The sequence below is a fragment of the Nocardia sp. FDAARGOS_372 genome, assembly GCF_002554515.1.
Lineage (GTDB): Bacteria > Actinomycetota > Actinomycetes > Mycobacteriales > Mycobacteriaceae > Nocardia > Nocardia farcinica.
This window is the reverse complement of record NZ_PDDW01000001.1, coordinates 3,127,170-3,153,329: the sequence shown is the minus strand read 5'-3', so window position 1 is coordinate 3,153,329 and position 26,160 is coordinate 3,127,170. Positions and strand designations below refer to the sequence as shown.

The 26,160-nt window shown below is 72.4% G+C and carries 23 protein-coding genes; 8 read left to right on the top strand and 15 right to left on the bottom strand.

The features are described 5' to 3' along the window. Positions 1-62: 62 nt before the first annotated feature. Together CRM89_RS15215 and CRM89_RS15210 are read left to right on the top strand one after the other, a co-directional pair. Positions 63-674: a flavodoxin family protein gene (locus CRM89_RS15215; protein ID WP_011210879.1), complete on the top strand. Its 612-nt coding sequence runs from the start codon at positions 63-65 to the stop codon at positions 672-674. A gap of 54 nt (positions 675-728) precedes the next feature. Beyond that, positions 729-1,055, top strand: coding sequence for a hypothetical protein (locus CRM89_RS15210; RefSeq protein ID WP_060594746.1), 327 nt, complete (start codon positions 729-731; stop codon positions 1,053-1,055). Positions 1,056-1,080: 25 nt separating this feature from the next. On the opposite strand, the gene CRM89_RS15205 is transcribed toward CRM89_RS15210, so the two are convergent. The 8 genes from CRM89_RS15205 to CRM89_RS15170 form a co-directional block, all read right to left on the bottom strand. Then, positions 1,081-2,082 carry an ABC transporter substrate-binding protein gene (locus tag CRM89_RS15205; protein WP_098084541.1) on the bottom strand — a complete coding sequence of 334 codons (1,002 nt, stop codon included), beginning with the start codon at positions 2,080-2,082 and terminating at the stop codon, positions 1,081-1,083. A gap of 29 nt (positions 2,083-2,111) precedes the next feature. Further along, a complete protein-coding gene (locus CRM89_RS15200) occupies positions 2,112-2,450 on the bottom strand; it encodes a ferredoxin family protein (protein WP_098084538.1) in 339 nt (112 codons plus the stop codon). Continuing rightward, complete coding sequence (locus tag CRM89_RS15195) at positions 2,447-4,057, bottom strand: FAD-dependent oxidoreductase (RefSeq protein WP_098084535.1); 1,611 nt, start codon at positions 4,055-4,057, stop codon at positions 2,447-2,449. The genes CRM89_RS15200 and CRM89_RS15195 overlap by 4 nt, the downstream gene beginning before the upstream one ends. Beyond that, positions 4,054-4,695 carry an ABC transporter ATP-binding protein gene (locus tag CRM89_RS15190; RefSeq protein ID WP_172964513.1) on the bottom strand — a complete coding sequence of 214 codons (642 nt, stop codon included), beginning with the start codon at positions 4,693-4,695 and terminating at the stop codon, positions 4,054-4,056. The genes CRM89_RS15195 and CRM89_RS15190 overlap by 4 nt, the downstream gene beginning before the upstream one ends. Next, complete coding sequence (locus tag CRM89_RS15185; protein ID WP_371392063.1) at positions 4,695-5,468, bottom strand: ABC transporter permease; 774 nt, start codon at positions 5,466-5,468, stop codon at positions 4,695-4,697. Before CRM89_RS15185 ends, CRM89_RS15190 begins: the two co-directional genes overlap by 1 nt. A gap of 206 nt (positions 5,469-5,674) precedes the next feature. Then, positions 5,675-6,532 (bottom strand): NAD-dependent protein deacetylase, encoded by an 858-nt coding sequence (locus CRM89_RS15180; RefSeq protein ID WP_098084527.1) that lies wholly within the window; start codon positions 6,530-6,532, stop codon positions 5,675-5,677. A gap of 40 nt (positions 6,533-6,572) precedes the next feature. Further along, positions 6,573-7,112, bottom strand: a complete 540-nt coding sequence (locus tag CRM89_RS15175) for a DoxX family protein (RefSeq protein ID WP_098084524.1) — start codon at positions 7,110-7,112, stop codon at positions 6,573-6,575. 59 nt (positions 7,113-7,171) lie between these two features. Continuing rightward, positions 7,172-7,948 carry a dioxygenase gene (locus CRM89_RS15170; RefSeq protein ID WP_060594751.1) on the bottom strand — a complete coding sequence of 259 codons (777 nt, stop codon included), beginning with the start codon at positions 7,946-7,948 and terminating at the stop codon, positions 7,172-7,174. Positions 7,949-8,041: 93 nt separating this feature from the next. On the opposite strand from CRM89_RS15170, the gene CRM89_RS15165 reads away from it, so the two are divergent. Beyond that, a complete protein-coding gene (locus CRM89_RS15165; RefSeq protein WP_060594752.1) occupies positions 8,042-8,506 on the top strand; it encodes a MarR family winged helix-turn-helix transcriptional regulator in 465 nt (154 codons plus the stop codon). 31 nt (positions 8,507-8,537) lie between these two features. On the opposite strand, the gene CRM89_RS15160 is transcribed toward CRM89_RS15165, so the two are convergent. From CRM89_RS15160 to CRM89_RS15150, 3 genes are all read right to left on the bottom strand, one after another. After that, the gene (locus tag CRM89_RS15160) at positions 8,538-8,786 is read right to left on the bottom strand and encodes a CsbD family protein (protein WP_060594753.1); all 249 of its coding nucleotides are present in this window, start codon (positions 8,784-8,786) and stop codon (positions 8,538-8,540) included. Positions 8,787-8,963: 177 nt separating this feature from the next. Beyond that, positions 8,964-9,707 (bottom strand): SDR family oxidoreductase, encoded by a 744-nt coding sequence (locus tag CRM89_RS15155; protein ID WP_086848142.1) that lies wholly within the window; start codon positions 9,705-9,707, stop codon positions 8,964-8,966. After that, entirely contained in the window at positions 9,704-10,873 is a 1,170-nt protein-coding gene (locus CRM89_RS15150) for a thiolase family protein (protein WP_098084521.1), read from the bottom strand. The genes CRM89_RS15155 and CRM89_RS15150 overlap by 4 nt, the downstream gene beginning before the upstream one ends. Before the next feature lie 149 nt (positions 10,874-11,022). On the opposite strand from CRM89_RS15150, the gene CRM89_RS15145 reads away from it, so the two are divergent. After that, positions 11,023-12,519, top strand: a complete 1,497-nt coding sequence (locus tag CRM89_RS15145) for a bifunctional phosphatase PAP2/diacylglycerol kinase family protein (protein WP_098084518.1) — start codon at positions 11,023-11,025, stop codon at positions 12,517-12,519. A 23-nt stretch (positions 12,520-12,542) separates the two neighbouring features. Here the strand turns inward: CRM89_RS15145 and CRM89_RS15140 are convergent, their stop codons facing one another. The 4 genes from CRM89_RS15140 to CRM89_RS15125 are packed head-to-tail and all read right to left on the bottom strand — an operon-like array spanning position 12,543 to position 15,557. Next, on the bottom strand, positions 12,543-13,568 hold the full coding sequence (locus tag CRM89_RS15140) for an ABC transporter ATP-binding protein (protein ID WP_229434770.1): 1,026 nt from the start codon (positions 13,566-13,568) through the stop codon (positions 12,543-12,545). 20 nt (positions 13,569-13,588) lie between these two features. Next, complete coding sequence (gene modB, locus CRM89_RS15135; protein ID WP_060594756.1) at positions 13,589-14,401, bottom strand: molybdate ABC transporter permease subunit; 813 nt, start codon at positions 14,399-14,401, stop codon at positions 13,589-13,591. Then, a complete protein-coding gene (gene modA / locus CRM89_RS15130; RefSeq protein ID WP_098084513.1) occupies positions 14,398-15,153 on the bottom strand; it encodes a molybdate ABC transporter substrate-binding protein in 756 nt (251 codons plus the stop codon). Before modA ends, modB begins: the two co-directional genes overlap by 4 nt. Then, the gene (locus CRM89_RS15125; protein ID WP_060595179.1) at positions 15,150-15,557 is read right to left on the bottom strand and encodes a molybdopterin-binding protein; all 408 of its coding nucleotides are present in this window, start codon (positions 15,555-15,557) and stop codon (positions 15,150-15,152) included. The genes modA and CRM89_RS15125 overlap by 4 nt, the downstream gene beginning before the upstream one ends. 304 nt (positions 15,558-15,861) lie before the next feature. On the opposite strand from CRM89_RS15125, the gene CRM89_RS15120 reads away from it, so the two are divergent. From CRM89_RS15120 to CRM89_RS15105, 4 genes are all read left to right on the top strand, one after another. Beyond that, entirely contained in the window at positions 15,862-17,187 is a 1,326-nt protein-coding gene (locus tag CRM89_RS15120; RefSeq protein ID WP_098084511.1) for an MFS transporter, read from the top strand. Positions 17,188-17,643: 456 nt separating this feature from the next. Then, positions 17,644-18,216 (top strand): GNAT family N-acetyltransferase, encoded by a 573-nt coding sequence (locus tag CRM89_RS15115; protein ID WP_229434769.1) that lies wholly within the window; start codon positions 17,644-17,646, stop codon positions 18,214-18,216. Between the two features lie 63 nt (positions 18,217-18,279). Further along, complete coding sequence (locus CRM89_RS15110) at positions 18,280-24,738, top strand: type I polyketide synthase (protein WP_098084508.1); 6,459 nt, start codon at positions 18,280-18,282, stop codon at positions 24,736-24,738. Beyond that, positions 24,735-26,153 (top strand): aminotransferase class I/II-fold pyridoxal phosphate-dependent enzyme, encoded by a 1,419-nt coding sequence (locus CRM89_RS15105; RefSeq protein ID WP_098084505.1) that lies wholly within the window; start codon positions 24,735-24,737, stop codon positions 26,151-26,153. Before CRM89_RS15110 ends, CRM89_RS15105 begins: the two co-directional genes overlap by 4 nt. The last annotated feature ends 7 nt before the right edge of the window (positions 26,154-26,160 follow it).

Below are 26,160 nucleotides of genomic sequence, written 5' to 3'. Positions count from 1 at the left end.
GTCACTCGGCACCGGGTAAGGCTGCCGGTGAACGGACTTTCCGCGAGGGCAGGAGGCGAGGCATGGTGGCACCGACGGCGTTGGCACTGGTGTGCACGTTGAAGAAGTCTTCGGCGCAGTCGAGTTCGGAACTGATCGCGCGACAGGTGCTCGACCGGCTGGGCGGGCACGGGGTGCGGGGAGAGCTGGTGCGGGTGGTCGACTACGACGTCCGGCCCGGCGTCACCGCGGACGAAGGGGACGGCGACCAGTGGCCGCAGCTGCGGGAGCGGATCGCCGCGGCCGACATCCTGCTGGTGGCGACGCCGACGTGGGTGGGGCACATGTCGTCGGTGGCGCAGCGGGTGCTGGAACGGCTCGACGCCGAACTGTCGACCACCGACGACCAGGGCAGGCCCGCCATGGTCGGCAAGGTCGGACTGGCCGCGGTGGTCGGCAACGAGGACGGTGCGCACAAGATCGTCGCCGATCTCTTCCAGGGGCTGAACGACATCGGCTTCACCATCCCGGCGCAGGGCTGCACCTACTGGAACGGCAACGCCATGCAGACCACCGACTACATCGACCTGGACGAGACGCCCGAGGCGGTGGCAAGCACCACCGCGGCGATGGCCCGCAACGCCGCCCACCTCGCCGGGCTGCTGCGCGAGCGGCCCTATCCCGCCTACGAGTAGCCCCCGGTTGACCGCGGCCGGGCCGGGTATCCCGCGCTACAGAGGAGGTGTGTCATGCCGAAGGAATGGACCGACAAACAGGAACGGCAGTACGAGCACATCAAGGACTCGGCGAAGGAGCGCGGCGCGGGCACCAAGCGCGCCAAGGAGATCGCCGCCCGCACCGTGAACAAGAACCGCGCGCAGGCCGGCCAGACCAAGACCGCCAGCCGCTCCTCCACCAAGGACCGCTCCCCGCAGCAGCGCGGCGGACAGCGTTCGCACAGCGGCTCGAAGGGCCCCACCCGCGACCAGCTCTACAACGAGGCCAAGAAGCGCGGCATCAAGGGCCGCTCGAGCATGAACAAGAGCCAGCTCGAGCGCGCACTCGGCCGCGGCTGAACCCGCCGCGGCACGCCCGCGCGGTTCAGCCCGCCGTCCGGCCCTCCGGCTGGTAGAACCACTCGTGCAGATCGAAGTCCTGGCGGATCTTGCCCTGGTTCACCAGGAACTCCTTGGTGCCGGTCAGCAGCCGCACCCCGGCCTCGTCGAACAGGCCGGTGGGGATGTAGTCCGGGTGGGCGGTGGCGCGCACGACCGCTTCCGGCGCCTTGGACTGGGCGACCTCGTAGGCCACGTACTCCTCCCAGTGCGCGGCGGCGTAGGCGTTGGCCTCGGTCAGCGCCCGCTGCCAGGTCGGCCCGAACTCCGGGTGGGTGTCCAGGAACGGCTGGCTGCTGACCGCCGCGGTGGTGCCCGCCAGCTCGGGATGGTTCTCCCGCACCGAGTCCACCAGTCGGAATCTCTTGGCCAGGAAGGCCTGCAGGAAGGACGACGGGTTGACATCCGGCAGCGCGACCGCCGCCACGTCGCCGTTGGTCAGCGGGGCCTCCGCGTCGGCGGAGAGCAGGTGCACCAGCTCGGCCTCGATGCCCTCGGCGCGCAGCGCGCCCTGCAGATAGCGGTCGATGTAGGAGCCGGACTGCACGCCGATCTTCTTGCCCGCCAGGTCGCGCAGCGTGCGCAGCGCCGGATCGCGCACCACCACACCGGCGTTCAGTCCGACGGCGTTGACCGCCAGCAGCCGGGTGGGCAGGCCGCTGCCCTTGGCGACCAGGGCGGGGGTGTCGCCGTAGGTGGCGACGTCGAGCCTGCCGCCCACCAGGGCCTGGTTGAGATCGGGGCCGTTGGGGAAGCTGTAGACCTCGATGGCGTCGACGCCCAGCGGTTGCAGCGCAGGCAGCAGCGCGCCGCGCTGGTGGGCGAAGCCGAGCGTGCCGGTGAGCACGTTGCCGGTGCCGATCACGCCGACGCGCAGCGTCTGGATCTCGGCCCGGGTCGCCGACTCGTCGGAGCCCGCGCCGCAGCCGGTGAGCGCGACGAGGGCGGTGGACAGCAGGAGCGCGGCGGCCAGCCGCAGGGTACGCATGGGGATGGAGCTTCTTTCCGGTGGTGGGATCAGGACCGCAGTCGCGGCGGTGGGGTGCCGTGCGGCAGCTCGGGGCCGAGTGCCACGAGGCTGCCCGGCCTGCGGCCGCGACCCCAGCCGAGCTTCTCGCGGTACCGGCCGATCTGGTCGGCGGGGATGGCGGTCGGGTCGGGCAGCGGGGTGTCCTGCGGGGCGACGTAGAGCGCGTCGGCCGGGCAGTAGGCCTCGCACATGAAGCACGTCTGGCAGTCGCTCTGCCGGGCGATCACCGGGATGCCGCTCGCGGTCCGGTCGAAGACGTTGGTCGGGCAGGCGTCCACACATTTGTCGCAGCCGATGCAGTCCTCGGTGCGCAGCAGTTCGATCACGACGCCACCGCCAGTCCGCTGTGGTGCGCGGGCGCGGTGTCCGTCCATACCCGGTCCAGGCCACCGGCCAGGATGTGGTGGTGCTGGGCCGGGTCCTGCTCGGGGTGATCGGCCCGCTTGTTCATGCCGCGTGTCTCCGGACGCGCCAGCGCCGAGCGGTACATCAGCCTGCCCACGGCGGTGATGGCGGCGGCCTGCCGGGCGCGCACCCGCTGTTCGCCGGTGTGCCCGCCCAGGCCGGACGCCGCCGCGGTCCACAGCGCGTCGAGCTCGGACAGCGCCGGGCGCAACCGGTCGCCGTGGCGCAGGTAGTTCTTCTCGAACGGGATCAGCTCGCGCTGCGCGGCCGCCACCACCTCGGCGGCGTCCACCGCGCCGGATCCGCTGGGCCGCAACCCGACCCGGCCCGCGCCCCGCAGCCGGGCATCGGCCGGTCGCCCGGAGCGCAGCGCGAACCGGGCCGCGCCGCGCCCGGCCCAGCTGCCCGAGGACATCGCCCAGGCGGAGTTGTGGCTGCCGCCACCGGTGAATCCGCCGCAGATGCGCTCCCGGGTAGCGGCGTCGCCCGCGGCGAACAGACCGGGCACGGTGGTGGCGCAGTCGTCGTCCACCACGTCGATGCCGCCGGTGCCGCGCACGGTGCCCTCGGCGAGCATGTCGATCTCGAAACGCTGCCGGAACGGGTCGATGCCGCGCCGGTCGAACTGCAGGAAGAAGTTCGGCTGGCCCAGCCGCATCTGCGCCTGCACCCGGTCGTCGGCGCGATCGATCTGGGCGAAGACCCGCTCGTGCAGCAGCGCCCGGGCGATCACCGACCGGCCCTTCTGCGATCCCGCGCCCTCGAGCACCCGGCCGTCCTCGTGGAAGAAGGTGGCGTAGCCGTAGTAGGCGGTCTTGGTGATCGTGGAGCCCTTGGGCACGATGGCGTAGGCGTTGGAGAACTCCATACCGGAGAACCGGGCCCCGACCTCGGCGGCCATCAACGCGCCGTCGCCGGTGTCGACGTTGGTGCCCAGCGCGCGGGACAGGAACGCGCACCCGCCGGTGGCCAGTACCACCGCGCCCGCGGTGATCCGGTAGTCGCGGCCGAGCTGGCGCTGATGGCCGGCCGCGCCGCGTACCACCCCGGCGTCGTCGACGAGCAGCTCCAGCGCGGGGGAGTGGTCGAGGATGCGCACGCCGATCCGCTTGAGCCAGGCGCGCATCCGGCGCATGTACTCCGGGCCCTGCACGCCGGTGCGGATCTGTTCGCCGGTGGCGGGGTCGACCGGGAAGGGATAGCGGCCCTCGACCGCGAGGCGGTGCATGTTGGTGTAGGTCTGATCCAGCACCCGGTCCATCCAGTGGTGGTCGGCCAGGTGTCCGCCCAGTGCCTCGCGGCTCGCCTTGGCCCTGGCGCGGGCGGCCGGCTCCGGCGCGACGTACCAGACGCCGGTACCCGCGGGTGCGGTCGCGCCGCTGGTACCGCAGTAGCCCTTGTCCACCAGCGTCACCTCGGCACCGGCTTCGGTGGCGTGCACGGCGGCCCAGGCCGCGGCCGGGCCACCGCCGATGATCAGCACGTCGGTGCTGCTCTGCCAGGTTGCGTCGGCTCGGGTCTCGTTCATGACTGCGCTCCTGTCGGTGCGTCGGGGTCCACGCCGAGAGCCAGCAGCAACCTGCGGCGCAGCGCGGAGAATTCGGAATCGACCACCGACCGTGGCCGGTGCTGCTGCCACAGCCGCGCCACCAGCGCCTGGGCTTTGAGCCGGGTGAGCGCGTCGAGCGCGCCGAACGGTTCGTCGAGCAGCAGCAGGTCGGGGTGACGCACCAGCGCGCGGGCCAGTGCCACCCGCTGTGCTTCGCCGCCGGACAGCGTCGCCGGCCACGCGTCGGCCTCGGCCGACAGGCCGACCTCGTCGAGCGCGGTGCGGGCGCGCGCGGCCAGGTCCCGGCCTCGCACGCCGAGAACCACGTTGCGCCACACCGAGATCCACGGGATCAGCCGGTGCTCCTGGAACACGATGGCCTTCGAGCGCGGCGCCTCCAGCGTGCCGGTGAAACCGCGGTCGAGGCCGCCGATGGCACGCAGCAACGTGCTCTTGCCCGATCCGCTGGCGCCCAGCAGCGCGACGAATTCGCCGGGCGCGATATCGAGATCGACGCCGCGCAGCACCTGCCGCCCGGCGAAGGCGCGGCCCGCACCGCGCACTCGCACCGCGGCGGTCGTCGTGGTGGTCGTCGTCGTGGTGGTGGAGCCGGCCATCACTGCCCCTCGAATCCGGTGCGCCAGGCCAGGAACCGCCGCTCCAGCAGCCGCACCAGCAGGTCGCTGAGCAGCCCCAGCAGCGCGTAGACGACCAGCACCAGGAAGATCTGGTCGGTGCGCAGGAACTCCTTGGCGTCGTTCATCAGGAACCCGAGCCCGACCGGCGTGGTCTGCATCTCCGCGACCACCAGCGCGAGCCAGCCGATGCCGAGTGCCTGGCGCAGACCGACGAAGATCTGCGGCAGCGCGCCGGGCAGGATGATGCGGGTGGTCAGCTCGAAGCGGTTGAGGCCGAGCGATTCCCCGGCCTCCACCAGCCGCCGGTCCACCGAACGGATACCGGCGAAGACGTTGAGGTAGATCGGGAAGACCGGCGCGACGGCGATCAACGCGATCTTGAAGGAGTCGCCGATGCCGAACCAGATGATGAACACCGGCAGCAGCGCGAGCGCAGGCATCATCCGCAGTGCCTGTACCGGTGCGTTCACCAGATCCTCGGCCAGCCGGAACAATCCGGCCGCCACACCGAGGACCAGTCCGATCCCGATTCCGAGCGCCAACCCGGTGCCCACCCGGCGTGCGGACGCCGCCAGATGCCGCCACAGCTCGCCGGAGCTGATCAGATCCCAGCCCGCTGCCACCACCTCGGTGGGAGCGGGCGTGGTCGCGCCGAGCCAGCCGCGCGCGCCGAGCTGCCACAGGATCAGTACGAGCACCAATCCGGCGGATTTGCGCGCCAGGCCGGTCGCGCGCCGCCACGCGGCCGGCAGTGGTGCAGTGGTGGCGGGGGTGGGCACCGGCACGGCCGTGGGCGGGGGTGCGGTGGCGACCGGATCCAGTTGGAGTGTCAGAGGGCAACGGTCCTAACGCGAGGGAGTGCGTTGCCACGCTAGGGGCCGCCTGCGGGCCGGAACACGGTTGCGATCAGCGAGATTCGAGGGGCGGCACGACGGCGCCCGCGGCGAGGCCGTGCCGGTCAGCCGGGGATGTCGCCGCAGTGCGCGGCGAACGCGGCGAGCGTGGGCGAGCAGCCCGCGTCCAGGCGCAGGGTGGCGAGGTCGTCGCCGCGGGTGGGTCCGCGGTTGACGATGACCACCGGGTGGCCGTTGCGAGCGGCGCGGCGCACGAAGCGCAGGCCGGACATCACGGTGAGCGAGGAGCCCGCGACGAGCAACGCGTCGCAGGAGTCGACGAGGTCGTAGGCGGCGGCGACGCGGTCCTTGGGGACGTTCTCGCCGAAGTAGACGATGTCGGGTTTGAGCATGCCGCCGCAGTGCGCGCAGTCGACCATGCGGAAGTGCTCGGTGTCCGCGACCACCGCGTCGGCGTCCGGGGCGACTTCGATGCCGGTCGCGGTCGCGGCGTCGGCGAAGCCGGGATTGGCGGCCTCGAGCAGGTCGGCCAGCGTCATCCGGGACATCAGCGCCCCGCAGCCGAGGCAGCGGACCCGGGCGTAGGTGCCGTGCAGGTCGATGACCCGGCGGCTGCCCGCCTTGGTGTGCAGCAGGTCGACGTTCTGGGTGATCACCCCGCCGACCGCGCCGAGCCGTTCGAGCCGGGCCAGCGCGCGATGGCCGGGGTTGGGGCGGGCGGCGTCCATGCGCCGCCAGCCGATGTGATTGCGCGCCCAGTACCGGCGGCGGAACACCGGATCACCGACGAACTGCTGGTAGGTCATCGGATTGCGCGGCGGTGAGTCCGGCCCGCGGTAGTCGGGGATGCCGCTGTCGGTGGACAGGCCCGCCCCGGTGAGCACCGCGACGCGCAGGCCGGCGAGCAGATCGATCAGCCGGTCCACGCCGGTGCCGAGCGGCGACGGGGCGAGCTGCGTCATGAGACGAGCGTACCGACCCGCTCGGCGGACCGGCGCCGCCTCAGTTGCGGATGAGCAGGACCACCCCGGCCACCACCAGGCCCAGGATCACGAACCCGAGGCCGGAGGCCAGGCGGGGGTAGCGCAGCGCGGGCACCGCCGCGTCGACGGAGATGCGGCCCGCGCCGGTGAAGGCGAGCGTGGTCGCGCCCAGTGCCAGCAGCAGCTCGTATTCGATGCCCTTGGGCGCCCAGAAGCCGCCGCCCCATTTGACCGAGATGGCGTTGACCATCGTGCCGAGGATCGCGGCGGCGGCCAGCGGGGTGAGCAGGCCCAGGGCCAGCGCCAAGCCGCCGAAGGTCTCGGTGACGGCGGTGATGACGGCGAAGATCTGCGGCGAGGGATAACCCATCGATGACAGCATGGCCTCGGTGCCGTCCAGGCCGGGGCCGTCGAACCAGCCGAGCAGCTTCTGCGACCCGTGCGCGGCCATGGTGAGGCCGACGGCCAGGCGCAGGATCAGCAGGCCGACGTCGACGCCGGGGTTGGCCCGGGCCGGGGTGAGTGCGGTGGATGCGGTGTTGCCGGTCGTGGTCGTCATGCCGTGTCCTTACTGTCCGGGTTGTTCGGTGGGTATACGCCGGTGGACCGGGGTGCGGTTCAGCCGACCTGGATGGAGCGGCGGGCCATGCCGTACCAGTAGCCGTCGATGACCGTTCGTAACGTGTCCAGCTCATTCTCGCCCGCGCCGAGCGTGACGAACAGGGGTGCGAAGTGGTCCGCGCGCGGGTGCGCGAGCCGGGCCGCCGGCGCCTTGTGTTCGAAATCGAGCAGCGCGTCGAGGTCGCGGTCGGCCAGGGCGCGGGCGCCCCAGTCGTCGAACTCGGCGGTGAAGCGATGCACGTGGACGTCGTCCTCGGTCATGGCACGCAGGTTGTGGGTGAAGAATCCGCTGCCGACGACGAGCACGCCCTCCTCGCGCAGCGGGGCGAGCTTGCGCCCGATCCCGAACAGCGCCTCGGGGTCGAGGGTGGGCATGGACAGCTGCAGAACGGGCACGTCGGCGTCGGGGTACATCTGCGTCAGCGGCACGTAGGCGCCGTGGTCCAGGCCGCGGTCGGGGACCTCGGCGACACCTGCCCCGAGCAGGCCGCGGACCGTGCGCGCCAGGTCGGGCGCGCCCGGCGCGGGATAGCGCACCTCGTAGTAGTGCTGAGGGAAGCCCCAGAAGTCGTAGACCAGCGGCACCGTGGTGGTGGCGCCGAGGGCGATGGGCGCGGCCTCCCAGTGCGCGGAGACGATCAGGATCGCGGTGGGCCGCGGCAGCTCCGCGGCCCACGCCGCCAGTTCGGCGGGCCAGCGCTCGTGGTCGACCAGCGGCGGCGCGCCGTGCGAGAGGTACAGCACCGGCATGCGCTCGGTGGTGGTGCTCGCCATGACTCACTCCGTTCTCGGTCCAGATAGTTCAAATTTGAACGATGCCAGCATAGCGCCTAGTTCAAATTTGAACAACATGGTTAGGGTGGTGGTGTGACCGAGACACGGTGGCTCGACGCCGACGAGATGCGCGCCTGGGAGGCATTCCTGGGTGCGGGGGCCCTTGTCAATCGGGAGATCGAACAGCATCTCAAGCGGGAGGGGTTGTCCCATCCCCAGTACGAGACGCTGGTCCGGTTGTCGGCGGCGCCGCAGGCGCGACTACGGATGACCGAGCTGGCCGATGCGCTCTTCACCTCCAAGAGCGGGCTGAGCTATCAGATCGGCCAGCTGGAGAAGGCCGGGTACGTGCGGCGCGAAGCCGCCGACGCCGACGATCGCGGCGTGCTCGCGGTGCTGACGCCCGCGGGCCGGGAGCGGCTGGCCGAGGTGGCGCCGGGACACGTCGCGACGGTGCGGCGCGCCCTCATCGACGTGCTCACCGAACAGCAGCGGCGCGCGCTCGCCGACGGGCTCGGCACCGTGGTGGCGCGGCTGAGTACGCCGAAGGGCGGGTGAGCCACCGGCCCACCCGCCCTCCGGGGTGTTCTTATCGGTTGTCGTCCTGGTGGGCGCGCTGGCGCGCCTCGTCCACGTCGGCCTCCGAACGCGCCTTCTCCGCAGCGGCCTCCTTCTCGGCGGCCTTGCGCTGGGATTCGGCCTTGTCCTGCTGGGCGCGGCCCTCCTGCTCGAGGTCGTCGTGGCCGGTGAGGACGCCGGCGGCTTCCTTCACCTTGCCCTTGGCGTCCTCGACGACGCCCTTGATTCCCTCGCGCGGACCACTCTCGTGCTGTGTCATTCTGACACCTCCGAATTATCGGCTCGGTCGCTGACATCAGCCGCATACCCGGTCGAGCCGGCCTCAATCGTGGACTGTGACCGGCGCCGCGTCCCCCGGCCACCGAGCGGACGGGTGACGGCGGCCGGGAGAGCGGCGGATCCGCAGAATCCTTGTCGTGTCAGGGTTTTCGCCGGCTCAGGCGCGCCAGATCTGCTCGCCCGCGCGGGAGAGCACGATGTTGGGCACCACCGCGGTGCGAGACAGCCGGGTGATCGCCAGCACCATCTCGGCCACATCACCGGTGGTCAGCATCGCCGCGCGGTCGAGTTCGTCGCGCTTCCACGCCGTCATGTCGGTGTCCACATAGCCGGGCGAGATGGCCGTGGCGCTCACCCCGCCCGCCGACTCCTCGAGCGACACCGTCTCGCACAGCGAGATCAGCGCCGCCTTGGTCGCGCCGTAGGCAGCCAGGCCCGCCTCCCCGGCGACGCCCGTGATCGAGGCCAGCGCAACGATTTTCGCACCGCGGGCGACATCCTCGGCGGCACTCTTGCGCAGCAGCGGCAGCGCCGCCTGGATGAGGGTGATCGGCCCGCGGAAGTTGACGTCGAGCATCCGCTCGTAGGTCTTGGCGGGCATGTCGGCGACCGCGCCCGCCGTGCCGGTGCCCGCGCTGAGCACCAGCACGTTCATTCCGCCGAACGCCGCATCGTGCGCGGCGGCCAGCGCGCGCACCTGCTCGGGCTCGTTCATGCGCGCGACCACCGGCTGCACCCGCACGCCGTACTCCGCGCGCAACCGCTGGGCGGTCTGCTCGAGGGTGTCGGCGGTGCGGGCGGCGAGGGTGAGCTGGTAGCCCTCGGCGGCCAGCCGGGCGGCGATCTCGGCACCGATGCCCCGCGACCCGCCGGTGACCAGCGCCGATCGCGTGCCCGTCATCCGAGCCGCTCGATGATCGTGGCGTTGGCCAGCCCGCCCGCCTCGCACATGGTCTGCAGGCCGAACCGGCCGCCGCTCTGCTCGAGGTGGTTGACCAGGGTGGCCAGGATGCGGGTGCCCGACGCGCCGAGCGGATGACCCAGTGCGATCGCGCCGCCGCGCGGGTTCAGCTTGGCCGGGTCGGCGGCCAGTTCGTGCTGCCACACCAGCGGTACCGAGGCGAACGCCTCGTTGACCTCGTAGGCGTCGATGTCTTCGATGCCGAGGCCCGCGCGCTCGAGCACCTTGCGGGTGGCCGGGACGACGGCGGTGAGCATCAGCAGCGGGTCGTCGCCGACCACGGCGAAGGAGTGGAACCGGGCCCGCGGGGTCAGGCCGAGTTTCGCGGCGGCCTCCTCGGTCACGATCAGCGCGGCGGAGGCGCCGTCGGTGAGGGGGGAGGAGTTGCCGGGGGTGATCGACCAGTCGATCTCCGGGAAGCGGGCCTGATAGGCGTCGTCGGCGAAGGCGGGACGCAACCCGGCCAGCCCCTCCACCGTGGTTCCCGGACGGATGGTCTCGTCGGCGGTGAGTGCGCCCGCGGCGACCAGCTCGCGGTCGAAACCGCCCGCGGCCGCGGTCGCGGCGGCCAGCCGGTGCGAGCGGGCGGCGAACTCGTCGAGCGCGGCGCGGTCGAACTTCCACCGGGCGGCGAGGATTTCGGCGGCGATGCCCTGCTGGATCAACCCGTCCGGGTAGCGGTGCGCGAGCGGGCCGCGGTTGGTGTCCTTGCCCTGGGCGTTGGAGAACATCGGCGCGCGGCTCATCATCTCCACGCCGCAGGCGATGGCGACGTCGTAGGCGCCGGAGATCACGCCCTGCGCGGCGAAGTGCGCGGCCTGCTGGCTCGAGCCGCACTGCCGGTCGACCGTGGTGGCGGGCACGGTCTCGGGAAAGCCGGCGGCCAGCACGGCCGTGCGGGTGATGTTGAGCGCCTGCTCGCCGCTCTGGGTGACGCAGCCGCCGATCACGTCGTCGACCACGGCGGGGTCGAGGTCGTTGCGCGCGACGAGTTCGGCGAGCACGCCCGCGAGCAGCGTCGCCGGGTGCACCTCCGCCAGGCCGCCCCCGGCCTTGCCCTTCCCGGACGGTGTGCGGACGACGTCCACGATGACGGCGGACCTCATAGCTGGCTCCGATCGCTCCGTAAGTTAATACTGATTCGGAGTTAAGTTAACACGGATTCGCCTGCGCTCGTCCAGTGTCCCCGGCGTCGCGCGGGCGGCGGGGACCGATGGCCCCTGGCGCGCATCGCAACTCGGGCTACCCTGGGCTGATGCGATTCCAGCGGGTGCGCACGCGCCTCACCCGGCACACCGGCACGGCGAGCAGCCTCGACGTATGGCTGGTCGCCCGCAGCGCGCGGGTGCGGCCCACCCGCGCCGACCGCGCCCTGCGCCTGCTCAGCACCAGCGCGAACCACAACCGGCTGTGGCTGGGCTTCGGCGCGGCCATGCTGCTGCTCGGCGATCGCCCCACCCGGCGTGCGGGCGCGCGCGGACTGCTGGCCGTCGCGCTGGCCAGCGGCATCGCCAACGGCGTCGCCAAGCCGCTGTTCCCGCGCAGGCGGCCACCGGACGAATCGGTGCCGTTCGTGCGCAGGCTGGTCAAGCCGCCGGTCTCCTCGTCGTTCCCCTCCGGGCACGCGGCCTCGGCGGCCGCCTTCGTCACGGGGGTCGGGTTGGAGAGCCCGGCCGCCGCGGCGGTGGTCGCCCCGGTCGCGGCGGCCGTGGGATATTCGCGCGTGCACATCGGCGTGCACTGGCCCTCCGACGTGGTCGCCGGGGCGCTGCTGGGCGCCGGGGTGGCGCTCGGCACCCACCGGTGGTGGGCGGTGCGGGTCGACGAGCCCGCGCTGGTCGGCGTCGCCGAACAGGTCGATCCGCTGCCCCAGGGCCGCGGACTGCTGCTGGTGGCCAACACCCTCTCCGGCAGCGGAGCCGCCGAAGTGCACCTGGCGCAGGTGCGCGCCGGGTTGCCCGCCGCCCGCATCCTCGCCTTCGACCCGGACCGCGATCTCGACGATCAGGTCACCGACGCCCTACGCGCGGGCGAGGTGACCGCTCTCGGCGTGCTCGGCGGAGACGGCACCGTCTCGGCCGTCGCCGAAATCGCTGTGCGCGAGAAGCTCCCGCTGGCCGTGTTCGCCGGCGGCACACTCAACCACTTCGCCAGGGATGCCGGGGTGGACTCGGCCGAGGCGACGGTCGCGGCGCTGCGCGCGGGGACGGTGGTGCGGGTCGACACCGCCCGCGTGGCCCTCGACGGCGACGACTCGCGGGTGTTCGTCAACACCGCCAGCCTCGGCGGCTACCCCGACTTCGTGCGACTGCGCGAGCGCTGGGAGCACCGGATCGGCAAGTGGCCCGCCGCCGGTATCGCCATGGTGCGGGTGCTGCTGCGCGCCCAGCCACTGCACGCGCTGGTCGACGGTGTGCCGGTGGCGCTGTGGATGCTGTTCGTGGGCAACGGCCGCTACAGCCCCGCCGACCAGATCCCCATGTCGCGCCCCGAGCTGCATCGCGGCACCCTCGACGTGCGCTACCTGCGCGCCGACGTCGCCTTCTCCCGCACCCGGCTGATCTGGGCCACCCTCACCGGCACGCTCGCCCACTCCGCCACCTATGTGCGCCACGAGACCGACCGCCTCGAGGTCCGGGTCGGCGGCGGTGCGGTCTCCCTCGCCACCGACGGGGAAGTCGGTTACCGCGGAACCCATTTCGTGTTCGGCAGCGAGCCGGGCGCGCTGGCACTCTTCCGCGCGGGGGACTGAGGCCGCGCGCACCGGCCGGGCTGTCAGGCCGGGTAGACGTGGGTCTCGGTCGCCTTGACCGCCGCCCACAGCCGCGCGCCCGGCGTCAGGTCCAGTTCCGCGAGTGCGGCGGGCGTGACGTCGGCGAGGACGGGCGGGGCACCGTCCAGCCGCACCCGCACGGTGTGGGCGTGCTGTTCGACGGCCGACACCACCACCGGCCAGGTGTTGCGCGGGCTGCCCGCCGGGCGCTCGGGATGCAGGCCGACGGCGTTGGGCGGGAAGGCCAGGTGCACCGGGCCGGTGCCGGGTTCCACGGTGGTGAACGACCCGCCGCCGTCCACCGCGACGGACGTGCCGTGCGCGGTGCCGCGGTAGAGGTTGAGGCCGACGAGATGGGCGACGTAGTCCGAGCGCGGGCGACGGGCCACCTCGGCCGGGGGACCCTGCTGCACCATCCGGCCGTGCTCCAGGATGACCAGGCGGTCGGCGAGCACCATCGCGTCGAGCGGGTCGTGGGTGACCAGCACGGTGTGGCCGGGGTAGTCGCGCAGGTGGCCGCCCAGTTCCGCGCGCACCTGCGACCGGGTGGCCGCGTCCAGCGCGGCCAGCGGCTCGTCGAGCAGCAGCAGGCTCGGTTCGGTGGCCAGCGCGCGGGCCAGCGCGACCCGCTGGGCCTGCCCGCCGGAGAGCGCGCGCGGTGACCGCGCGGCGAATTCGGCCAGCCCCACCCGGTCCAGCCAGCGCGCGGCGGCCGTGCGGGCGGCGTGGCGGGCGATGCCGCGGGCGCGTAACCCGAAGGCCACGTTGTCCAGCACCGACAGGTGCGCGAAGAGCAGGTAGTCCTGGAACACCACGCCCACGTGCCGCCGCGGCGCGGGCACGAACACGGCCGGTGGCGCGTCCCAGGTGCGGTCACCGAGGCGGATGCGTCCACCGTCGAGCGCGGTCAGTCCGGCCAGCGCGCGCAGCGCCGTCGTCTTGCCCGCCCCGTTCGGCCCGAGCAGGGCCACCACCTCGCCCGCGGCCACCTCCAGGTCCAGCTCCAGCGCGAAAGCCCCGCGCCGCACGCGTAAATCGGCCCGCAGCGTCACAGCGCGCCTCGCATCCACCGCTCCCGCAACGCCACCAGCACCACCACCGAGACCGCCAGCAGCACCAGGCTGAGCACGATCGCCGCGTCGGGATCGGTTTCCAGCGCCAGATAGACCGCCAACGGCATGGTGGTGGTGCGCCCGGGGAAGTTGCCGGCGAAGGTGATGGTGGCGCCGAATTCCCCCAGTGCCCGTGCCCAGCACAGCACCGCGCCCGCGAGCACACCGGGCAGCACCGAGGGCAGTGTCACCCGGCGGAAGGTGTACCAGCGGGTCGCGCCGAGCGTGGCCGCCGCCTCCTCGAATCGCGGATCCGCCGCGCGCAGTGCGCCTTCCACCGAGATCACCAGGAACGGCATCGCCACGAACGCCTCCGCCAGCACCACCCCGGCGGTGGTGAACGGCAACGAGATGCCGAACCACTCGTGCAGGTGGCTGCCGATCAGCCCGCGCCTGCCCAGCACCAGCAGCAGCGCCACACCGCCGACGACCGGCGGCAGCACCAGCGGCACCGTCACCAGCGCGCGGATCAGTCCCCGGCCCGGCACGTCACCGCGGGCGAGCAACCAGGCCAGCGGAATACCGAGCACCAGGCACAACCCGGTCGCCAGTGTCGCGCACACCAGCGAAAGGCGTAGGGCCTGAAGCACTTCCGGCTCGGCCACACGCTGCGGCATGGTCGCCCACGGCGCCCGGGCCACCAGGCCGAGCAGCGGCGCCACCAGGAACGCCAGCGCGAGCACGGCGGGGACCAGCAGGATCAGCGGCCGTCGCCCGTGTACCGCTCGCCGCCGCGCCACGGTGTTCACGGCGCGGCGAACCCCGCGCGGTCGAAGATCTCCCGCGCCTGCGGTGACCGGACGAAGTCGACGAACGCCGCCGCGGTGGCGGGTTCGGGGGCGGCGGCCAGCGGCGCGATCGGGTAGTCGTTGAGCACACGCTCGGATTCGGGGAAGTCGATGCCCTCCACCCGCTCGGCCGCGGCGGCCACATCGGTGCGGTAGACCAGTGCCGCGTCCACCTCGCCCAGGGTCACCTTGGTGAGCACCGCCTTGACGTCGGCTTCGCGGGTGTCCGGCTGGGCGGTGATGCCCGCCAGGTCGAACACCTTCCGCGCCGCGGCACCGCAGGGCACCTGCTCGGCGCACAGCGCGAGCACGGGTTCGGGCCTGCCGAAATCGGCCAGCCCGGTGATGCCCGCCGGGTTGCCGGCCGGCACCGCGATCTGGAGCCGGTTGCGCACGAACGTGACCGGGGTCGCGGTGATCCGGCCCGCGGCCACGACCTGGCCCATGTTCTCCGGTGACGCGGCGGCGAAGACGTCGGCGGGCGCGCCCTGGCGCAGCTGCTCGGCCAGGGCGGAGCTGGCGCCGAAGCTGAACACCACCTCGGTGCCCGGGTTGGCGGCTTCGAAGCGGTCGCCGAGCTCGGTGAAGGTCTGGGTCAGCGAGGCCGCGGCGAACACCGTGATCGTGCGGGTGGCGTCCGGCCCGCTCGCGCAGCCGGTCGCGCAGGTGGCCAGGACGACGGCGGCGGCGACTGCGCCGACCAGGCTTCTCATCCGCGGGTACCTTCCGGGATCTCGACCACGACGTGGGTGGATTTCACCGAGGCGACCGCGACGCTGCCCACCTCGAGGCCGAGTTCGTCGACCGATTCCCGGCTCAGCAGCGACACCAGCCGGAACGGGCCGGCCTGCATCTCCACCTGCGCCATCACCGTGTCCTTGACGATCCGGGTGACGATCCCGCGCATCCGGTTACGGGCCGACGCGGCCACGGTGACGCCGGGTTCCGGCGCCTCGGCGGTGCTGCGCAGGAATTCCGCGAGATCCTTGCCCGCCACCCCCTTGCGCCCGTTGTCCAGCTGGATGGCGGGCAGCTTCCCCTGATCCATCCAGCGCCGCACGGTGTCGTCGCTGACACCGAGCAGCGCGGCAGCCTCGCTGATCCGCAAACTCGTCACGGATCGAACAATACAGGCGCATCTGCGGAATAAGCACCTGATCCGATCCTCATCTGAGATCGAAGAGCGCTTTCTCGTGGAGGCCGGCGTAGCCGATCGGGTCACCATTGTGTGACGAGCGTCACGATTGCCGGTTCGGTGCCTGGTGAGCGGGTATGCGTTCGCCGGATGGTTGCGCCCCGGTGAGTTTGCCCCGTGCGGAACGTGGGTAACGGTTCTTTTCGTGCCCGGACCGAACGTAGCGGGACGGGTGCGCGAGAGGCAGAACCGGAGGTCTGCGGACGCGGGCCGGTGAGGAGGCGCAATGACCGAGACGCAGAATCCCGGGCGGCTGCGACGATCGGTCGCCGCGTCGGCGATGGGTAACGCCACCGAGTGGTTCGACTACGGCGTCTACGCCGCGACGGCCACCTACCTCACCGACGCGTTCTTTCCCGGTGAACTCGGCACGCTGGGCACCATGCTCGGCTTCGCCATCTCGTTCGTGCTGCGCCCCCTCGGCGGCATGGTCTGGGGCCCGCTGGGTGACCGGCTCGGCCGCAAGCGGGTGCTGGCCAGCACGATCCTGTTGATGTCGGCGGCCACCGGCGCGATCGGCCTGCTGCCCACGCACGCCTCGGTCGGCGTGCTCGCGCCCATCCTGCTGATCCTGCTGCGCGTGCTGCAGGGCTTCTCCACCGGCGGCGAGTACGGCGGCGCGGCGACCTACCTCGCCGAATCCGCCAGCGACCGCCGTCGCGGCTTCTTCGGCAGCTTCCTCGAGTTCGGCACGCTCGCCGGATTCGTCGGCGGCTCGGCCGTGGTACTGGCCTGCCAGCTGGTGCTCGGCTCGGACGCCATGCACGACTGGGGCTGGCGCATCCCGTTCCTGATCGCGGTGCCGCTCGGCCTGACCGGCCTGTACCTGCGCTCGCGGTTGGACGAGTCGCCGGTGTTCAAGGAGGTGGCCCAGAACCCGCACCCGCCGACCGGCCTGCGCGAGCTGATCCTGCACTACCGCCGCGAGCTGCTCACCCTGGGCGGCCTGGTGATCGCGCTGAACGTGGTGAACTACACGCTGCTGACCTACCAGCCGACCTACCTGCAGAAGACCATCGGCATGTCCGAGTCCGCCACCACCACGATGATGCTCATCGGGCAGGTGGTGATCATGCTGGTGTTGCCGTTCTTCGGCGCGATCTCCGACCGGGTCGGCCGCCGCCCGATGTGGTTGTTCTCGCTGGTCGGCCTGGCCGTGTGCGCGGTGCCGATGTACTGGCTGATGGGCCAGGGCCCGGTGTGGGCGGTGCTCGGCTTCGTGGTGCTCGGCCTGCTGTACGTGCCGCAGCTGTCCACCATCAGCGCCACCTTCCCGGCGATCTTCCCCACCCATGTCCGGTACGCGGGCTTCGCGCTGGCCTACAACGTCTCGACCGCGGCCTTCGGTGGCACCGCGCCGCTGGTGAACGAGGCTGTCATCGAGTCGACCGGTTGGGTGCTGTTCCCCGCCCTCTACATGGTGGGCGCCTCGGTGCTCGGCCTGGTCGCCTGGGCCTATCTGCGCGAGACCGCGGGCACGTCGCTGCGCGGTACCGAGGTTCCCGACGCCCAGCGGACGGCCGTTCCGGTCGCCGCCGCGGCGGCGGGCTGACCGGCGGCGCCCACGGTCACGGTCCGGCGTCGGGGGTCGGGCCGGGTTCGGGGGTGCGGTCGCCGGGGCGGCGCCGTCGAGGGTGCGGGTGGATCGCTCACTCGTCCTCGGCGGCGATCGCTTGCTGCGCGGTTGCCGAAAGCGCCGTGCCCCGGCCCGAGCGCGCATGGTGCGCGGAACATCGTGCGGCGCAGACCCTTTCGAGCGCGCAGCCTAGGTGACCGTTGCCGGTGTGACAAGAGTGCGGTCGACTGTTTTATGTCACAACGGTTCCCGCTGGCGTGTAGGTGTCCGGTGAGTAACCTACTGTCGAGTAGCCCGTCATCGGGCCCGCCGGAGCGTGATGCGGCACAGTTCGTACAAAACGGGCACAGCACGAAAGCGTAAGGGACAGTGGTGAACCAGCAGGCTCGTCCGGTCGTTCGCCGAGCCACCCACCGGGACGCGGACGACATCGTGCGAGTCATCGCACAGGCCTTCGAGACCGACGATCCGATCGAGGAGTACGTCTTCCCGTCGCTCGCGGAGCGGCGCAAGCGCACACCGGCGATGCTGCGGGTGATGCTCCGCCATCGTTTCCTGCCGATCGGCGGCGCCTCGGTCGCGCTGCTCGACGACCGCGTCGTCGGCGCCGCGCTGTACTACCCGCCGCGGCACCGCACACCGCTGTGGCACCAGGCGGTGGCCGGTCCGCAACTGATGCGGGCGATGGGGGCGGCGGGCACCCGCCGCGGCATGGCGGTCGACGCGGCGATGGCGCGAGTGGCGCCGACCCGACCGCACACCTTCCTGGTGTACCTGGGATGTGCGCCCGGCCTGCAGCGCCGCGGCGTGGGCAAGGCGCTGTGGGGCGCGCTGGCCGAGGCATCCGATGCCGCCGAGGCGAGTCTCGGCGGCATCTGCAAGGACGACAATGTCGCCTACTATCGCGCGCTCGGCTGCGACGTGGTCGAGCGCGTCCGGGTCGGCCGGGACGGGCCGGAGATGAACATGGTGCTGCGCCCGCCCGCGCGTCCCGCCCCGCGCTGATCAGCCCCCGGCGCCGGGTCGTTTCGAGTTCGCCGGGTCTTTCGAGTTCTACGAGGAGTCGTTGTGTCTGACATCGCCGTTGTCGGTATCGGTTGCCGGTACGCGGGCGGTATCGATTCGCCGGAATCGTTCTGGGACTTCCTGATCGACAAACGCGACGGCGTGGTCGACATCCCACCGCAGCGCTGGGACTACCGGCGCTTCTACGACCCGGACAAGCGCACCCCGGGCCGCATGTACACCAAACGCGCCGCCTTCATGACCGGCGATCCGTGGGAATTCGACCCCGATTTCTTCGGTATCTCCCCGCGCGAAGCGGCCTCGATGGACCCGCAACAGCGCCTGATCCTCGAGGTGGCCTGGGAGGCGCTCGACGACGCGGGCATCGCGGGCCGGGTGGCGGGCAGGCCGGTCGGCGTCTACGTCGGCGCGTTCACCCTGGACCAGCTGGCGGTGTCGGTGGCCGGTGACGCGCTGCCGCACGTGGACATGCACACCGCCGTCGGCGCCTCCTACACCATGCTGTCCAACCGGATCGCCTACGCGCTCAACCTGGTCGGGCCCGCCGTCACCGTCGACACGGCGTGCTCGTCCTCGCTGGTCGCCCTGCACCTGGCCTGTCAGGCGCTGGACAACGGCGACTGCGAGGTGGCGATGGCGGGCGGCGTCACCATGCTGCTGCAACCCGAACCGTTCGTGTCCATGTGCAAGGGCGGCTTCCTGGCCGCCGACGGCCGCAGCAAGCCGTTCGACGCCGCCGCCGACGGCTACGGCCGCGGCGAGGGCTCGGGCATGGTCGTGCTCAAGAAACTCGCCGACGCCGAACGCGACGGCGACCGGATCTACGCGGTGATCAAGGCGACCGGGTCCAATCAGGACGGCCGCACCACCGCCATCACGGTGCCGAACGCCGATTTGCAGGAGGCACTGGCCAAGTCGGTCACCGAGCGGGCCGGTATCGCGCCGCACCAGGTGACCTACGTCGAGGCGCACGGCACCGGCACCCCCGTGGGTGACCCGCTGGAGCTGCGGGCCATCGGCCGCGCCTACGGGCAGGTGCCCGGCCGCACCCGGCCGCTCGGGGTCGGTTCGGTGAAGGGGCAGCTCGGGCACACCGAGGCGGCCTCGGGCATCGCGAGCGTGATCAAGTCGGCGCTGGCCATCGCGCACCGCACGATCGCGCCGCAGGGCTGGCTGAACGAGCCGAACCCGGAGATCCCCTTCGACGAACTGGGGATCCGGCTCCAGCTCGAGGCCGAACCGGTCGGCCCCGAGGTGGAGCGGATGACCATCGCGGTCAACGGTTTCGGCTACGGCGGCACCAACGCGCACGCCATCCTCCAGGAGTACGTGGCGCCGCCGCGTCCGGCGCGGCCACCCCGCCATCACGGCGTGCTGCCGCTGTCGGGCCGCAGCGAACCGGCCGTGCGGGAGCTGGCCCGCGGCTTCGCCGAACAGATCGCCGCGGGCGGCGATCCGCAGCGCCTCGCCGAAGCCGCCTGGACCCGCCGCCAGCACCACCCCTACCGCACCGCGGTGCCCTTCGGCGACGAGGCCGACCTGGTGCGCGGCCTGGTCGAGCTGGCCGAGGGCAGCGCGCGGGGGGCGACCAAGGTGATCCCGCGCCGCGCCGCCGAGCCGGTGTTCGTGTTCACCGGTATGGGCCCGCAGTGGTGGGGGATGGGCAGGCAGCTGCTGACGGCCGACGGCGCCTTCGCCGCCGAGGCCCGCCGCATCGACGCGGTCTTCCGCGAGATCGCCGGCTGGTCCATCGTCGAGGAGCTGCTGCGCCCCGAGGACGACTCGCGGGTCACCAGCACCGCCATCGCGCAACCGGCCAACTTCCTCGTGCAGGTGTCGCTGGTCGCCGCGCTCGCCGAACTCGGCATCCGCCCCGCCGCGGTGGTCGGGCACAGCGTCGGTGAGGTGTCGGCGGCGTATGTCACCGGCATGCTGTCGCTGCACGACGCGCTGCTGGTGAGCTACCATCGGGCGCGCTTGCAGGCAGGCACGGCCGGCTCGGGCGGCATGCTCGCGGTCGGTCTCGCACCCGCCGCGGCCCGCGACCTCATCGACGGCGACACGCGGGTCGATATCGCCGCGATCAACAGCCCCGGCGCGGTGACCCTCGCCGGGGCGGTGGACCGGCTCGACGAGATCGCCGAAAGCCTCACCGTCCAGGGCGTTTTCGCCAAGCGGTTGCACGTCGAGGTGCCCTACCACAGCTATCTGATGGAGCCGATCCTCGACGAGCTGCGGGGCGCGCTGGCCGACCTGAAGCTCACCGATCCGGTGCTGCCGCTGTATTCGACGGTGACCGGGCAGCGGGTCACCGCGGGTGACTGGGATGCCGAATACTGGTGCGGCAACGTGCGCAACCCGGTGCGCTTCGCCGACGCGGTGAGCGCCCTGGTGGCCGACGGCAGCCGGGTGTTCCTCGAGGTCGGCCCCCACCCGGTGCTCGGGGCCAACATCCGCGAGATCCTGATCGGCGCGGGCGAGACCGGCACCACCGTCGCCACCCTGCATCGCAAGCAGGACGATCACGACAGCCTCCGGCGCACGCTGGCCGGGCTGTACACCGCGGGCGTGCTCGACATCGACGCGCTCTTCGCCGACCTGCCCGCCACCCCGCACGCCGACCTGCCGCGTTACCCCTGGCAGCGCACGAAGCTGCGCGCGGACCTGCCCGCCTTCGAACAGCGCAGGCACGGCACACCCGGCGCCTACCCGATGCTCGGCGACCCGGATCTCGGTGATCCGCGCACCACCTGGACGGTGCAGCTGAGTGTGGGGGCGATGCCGTGGCTGGCCGACCACGTCGTCGGCGGCACCCGTATCCTGCCCGGCGCCGCCTACCTGGACGCGGCGTTGAGCGCGGCCGCGGTCCGCACCGAGACCACCCGGGTCGCGGTGGAGGAGGTGCGTTTCGTCGCGCCGCTGGTCGTCGAGGACGGCGACGCGCCCGTGATGGAGCTGCGGGTGGCCGAGTCGACCGGGCAGTTCGTCATCCGTTCGCGCGGCGCGGCGGCCGACGCGTGGACGGTCAACGCCACCGGCAGGCTCGTCGACGGCGTGTTCGCGCCCACCGAGGTGCGCCTGCCCGACACCGCGGGCATGCACGAGATCGCGCCCGAGGACTTCTACGGCGGGCTGGCCGAGCGCGGTCTGCAGTACGGTCCGGCCTTCCGCCGGGCCACCGCCGTGCGGGTGCGCGAGACCACCGTGTTGGCCACCCTGGACGCGACGATCGCCGCCGACTCGGGGCATCTGGCGCACCCGTGCGTCGTGGACGCCGCGCTACAGAGCATCGCCGCCCTGCTGGTGGGCAGCGGCAACAGCCGGGACGGGGCGATGGTGCCGGTCGGTGTGGACTCGGTACGCGCCTTCGCGGCACTGCCCGAGCAGGTGACCGTGCTCGCGCGGCTCGACACCGCCGACGAGCCGCGCGCCGACATCGACCTGCTCGGCGCGGACGGGGCCGTGCTGATGCAGATCCGCGGCATGCGCTTCGGCTCCATCGCTCCCGGCCGTGGCGCACTGGCCAGGATGACCGACTTCTTCTACGAGAACCGCTGGGAGATGCGCGATCCGGTGGACCGCGGCGCGCTGCCGCCCGCGGACGCGGTGCACACGCTGGTGGTCGATCTGGCCGCCGAGCCGTCCGCGCGTGCCCGCCGCATCGCCGGGCTCGTCCCGCGCGGCGAACTGCTCACCGTCGGCGAGCCGGGCCGCGCGGATCTCGAGGACGAATTCGTCGCCCGGCTGCACGCCGCCGTCGCCGCGGCCGATGTGGACCGGGTGCACGTGGTGGTCGTCGCGGGCTCGGGCTACACCGACCTGGACAACCTGTGGACGCTGCGCAGGCTGGCCGTCGCGCTGGAGGGCTTCCTGGAGGTCCGCATCGACCAGCTCGGCATCGATATGCCGATGACCGGCGACGGCTCGATCCACGCCACGGTCGTCACCGAACAGGCCTACGCCCATCCCGACGGCGACACCGCTCCCGACCCGGTGCACGCCGCCGTCGCCGGTGCGCGCCGGGTACTGCTCAACGAACAGCCCCGGCTGCGTTGGCGACTGGTCGACCTCGACGCCGACACCGCCGACCCCGAACTGGCCGCGGAGCTGGCCGTGCCCGGCGCCTTCAGCTACGACCACGCCGACGAGGTGTTCCTGCGCCACGGCGTGCGGTGGGTCACCGTGGTGACCGCGAGCCTGCCCGAGCGGATCGAGGCCCTCGACCAGGCGGCCCCGCTCACCGATCCGGAGGCGAACTTCGCGCTGGAGATCCCCAAGTCGCGGGTGCTGTCCCGGCTGGCCTGGCGCGAATGCGGCCGCCGCGCGCCGGGTCCGGGCGAGGTGGAGGTGCGGATGCGGGCCGTCGGCCTGAACTACAAGGATCCGCTGAAGATCCTCGGCGTGCTCACCGAACGCGATCTGGCGCAGACCTTCTTCGGCGGCTCGCCGGGCATGGAAGGCATCGGCACGGTCGTGCGGGTGGGCGCGGGCGTCGACCACGTCGCGGTGGGGGACACGGTCAGTCTGGGCTGCAAGGACATGATCCGCCGCTACAACACCGCCGACGCCGACCTGATCAGCCGGCTCGACCCGGACACCGAGCCGGGGCACTGCACCAACTCCACCGCCTTCGGCACCGCCGAATACGCGCTGCTGGAGCTGGCCCGGGTGCGGGCGGGCGAGACCGTGCTGGTGCACGGCGCGGCCGGCGGTGTGGGTTCGGCGGCGGTGCAGATCGCGAAACTGCACGGCGCCGTCGTGATCGGCACCGCGAGCACCGACGAGCGCCGCGCCTACGTGCGCACCCAGGGCGCCGACCACGTGTTGGACTCCCGATCGCTGAACTTCGCCGAGGACGTGCTCGCGCTGACCGACGGCCGGGGCGTGGACGTGGTGATCAGCACCGCCCCCGGTGACATCCTGCGGCGCAACTTCGTCGCCGTCGCGGAGTTCGGGCGCATCGTGGAGGTCGGGAAGGCCGACATCTACACCGGCGGCATGCTCGACATGCGCCACTTCGACAAGAACGTCTCCTACCACTCCCTCGATCTGGACCGGATGCTCGCCCGGCGGCGCGCCGAGACCGTGGCACTGCTGCGCGGTGTCAACGCCAAGCTCGCCGACGGCGTGTACCGGCCGCTGCCCTACGAGCTGTACGGCACCGCCGATGTGGCGAAGGCGTTCGAGGAGGTGGCCCGCTCGACGCGGATCGGCCGGGTGGCGCTGACCTTCGAGGAGCCGGCGCCGCTGGTGCGGCCGCGCATCCCGGAGGTCGAGATCGACCCGGCGGCACAGTATCTGGTCACCGGCGGCTACGGCGCTTTCGGCCTGGCGGTCGGCCGGTGGCTGGTGCGCAAGGGCGCCACCCGGCTCGCCCTGCTCGGCCGTGGCGGCGCGAGCAGCGAGGCGGCGCGCAGGCAGCTGGCGGTCTGGCAGGAGATGGGCGTGGCGGTGACCGCCGCGCGCGGCGACGTCACCGATCCGGCGGCGATGACCGAGATCCTGCGTGAGCTGCACACCGCCGAGCATCCGCTGCGCGGCATCTTCCACACCGCGGGCGTGCTGGACGACAAGCGCATCACCATGATGGACCGCGACAGCCTGGCCGCGGTCTACCGGCCGAAGGTGGACGGCACCCGGGCGCTGGTCGATGCGCTCGCGACCATCGGTGCCGAGTTGGACATGTTCGTGCTGTTCTCCTCCGGCAGCGCCATTTTCGGCGGCGTCGGCCAGTACTCCTACACCGCCGCCAACATCGCGTTGCAGGCCCAGGCCGATGCCGTCGTGCGCGCCGGCGGCACCGCGCTGGCCATCGGCTGGGGCCACATGTCCGGCGGCGGCATGGCCGAGCACGACGACAACATGGCCCGCTACCTGCGCAACACCGGCTTCGACTCGATGCCGCTGGACGAGGGCACCGAGTACATGGAGAAGGCACTCGAACTCGGCCTGCACCACCACGCCGACATCATCCCGATCGACTGGGGCAAGGTCGCCGCGTCGGGCCCGCACTTCGCCCAGACCGGGCGGGTGGCGGCACTCATCGCCGCCGCCGCGCAGGACGATTCGGAGACCGCCCGGCTGGCGGCGGCGCTGCGGGAACTCGACGAGGGCAAGCGCGGCGAGGTGGTCGCCTACATGCTGGCCGAGCAGCTGGCCACCGTGATGGGCGTGGCCGCCGAATCCATCGACCTCACCGTGCCGGTGCCCGAACTCGGCCTCGACTCGCTGATGGCGGTCGAGTTCGGCGCGCTGGTGACCAAGACGCTCGGCATCGACATGTCCTCGTTGAGCATGGGCCGCACGTTCACCCTCGAGCAGGCCGGTGCCCGGATCGCCGAGCATCTGGTCGGCGATCCGGGGGACGGCGGTGACGCCGGGGCCAGCGCGGCGGGGGCGGCAGCGCCGGGGCCGAACGGCGGGACAACCGATCCGGACGGCGCGGCGGTGGCGCCGAACGGGGCGGCGGACGCGCCGGTCCCTGCGGAGGTGCGGTCGTGAGCGAATCCGCCCGCGAGTTGGCGCGCAAGTTGTTGTCCGCCGGCGGCGCCGCCGCGGGAGCGCCCACCGGCGGGCCGGGCAGGCCGGGGTCGGGGGTGCCCGCCGCGGCCCCCGCGCGCCCCGCCGCCACTCCGGGACGGCCGGGCGGCACGGCGGCCCGTCCCCGCCGCGGCCCCGGCAAGCAGTTCGCCGACCACCCCGAAGTGGCCGCGACGGTGGCCAAGCAGGCCGCGATCGACAAGCTCTACGGCGACAGCGACATGCCCAATCCGCTGTTCCTGGTGCGGTCGGGCCCCAACGACGCGACGATCCGTGCCGACGATCGCGACCTGATCAACTTCAGTGCCTACAACTACCTCGGCCTGGCCAACCGTCCCCGGGTGGTGCGCGGCGCGAAGGAGGCGCTCGACCGGTACGGCGCGTCCGCCTCGGCCAGCCGCATCATCGCCGGCGAGATCCCGCTCTACCGTGAGCTGGAGGCCAGGCTGGCCGCACTCTACGGTGTCGGCGACGCCATGATCACCACCAGCGGCTACCTCACCAACGCGGGCGCGCTCGGCTTCCTGCTGCGCGAGGGCGACGTGGCGGTGTGCGACGCGCTGATCCACGGCAGCGTGGTCTCGGGGACGCAATGGTCGGGGTGCCGCCGGATCACCTTCCGGCACAACGACCCCGACGCGCTGCGCGCCGTCCTGCGGATGTCGCGCGCGGGCTTCGACCGCGCCCTGGTGGTGCTGGAGGGGCACTACAGCATGGACGGCACCGTCGGCCGGGTCGACGAACTGGCCGCCGTGGCACGGGAATACGACTGTGCCGTGATGGTCGACGAGGCGCACTCGTTCGGCGTGTTCGGCGACCGTGGCCACGGCATCCGCGAGCACTACCGGATGCCCACCGACGCGGTGGACATCTGGATGGGCACGCTGTCGAAGGCGCTGGGCAGTTGCGGCGGGTTCCTGGCCGCCGACGCCGACCTCATCCGCGCGATGAAGGCCGCGGCACCGGGCATCGCGATGCTGACCGGCGGACCCGCACCGGCCGCGGTCGGCGCCGCGCTGGCCGCGCTCGACGTGCTCGCGGACGAACCCGAGCGCCTGACCCGCCTGTGGGCCAACGCGAAACAGTTCACCGCGCTGCTCACCGAACGCGGCCTCGACCTGGGCAGCTCGGAGGGCACGCCGATCTGCCCGGTGATCGTGCCCGGTGAGGTGCGCTCCGGATTCGTCTCCTCCTACCTGCTGCGGCGCGGGGTGTACGCGGGCAACATCTCCGCGCCCGCGGTGCCCGCCGGTCAGGAGCGGCTGCGGTTCTTCCTCACCAGCGAACACACCGACGAGCAGCTGGTCACCGCGGCGGATCTACTCGCCGAGGCCATCGGCCACGCGCGGCACCTGCCCGACCCGACCGTGCAGTAGTGCGAGA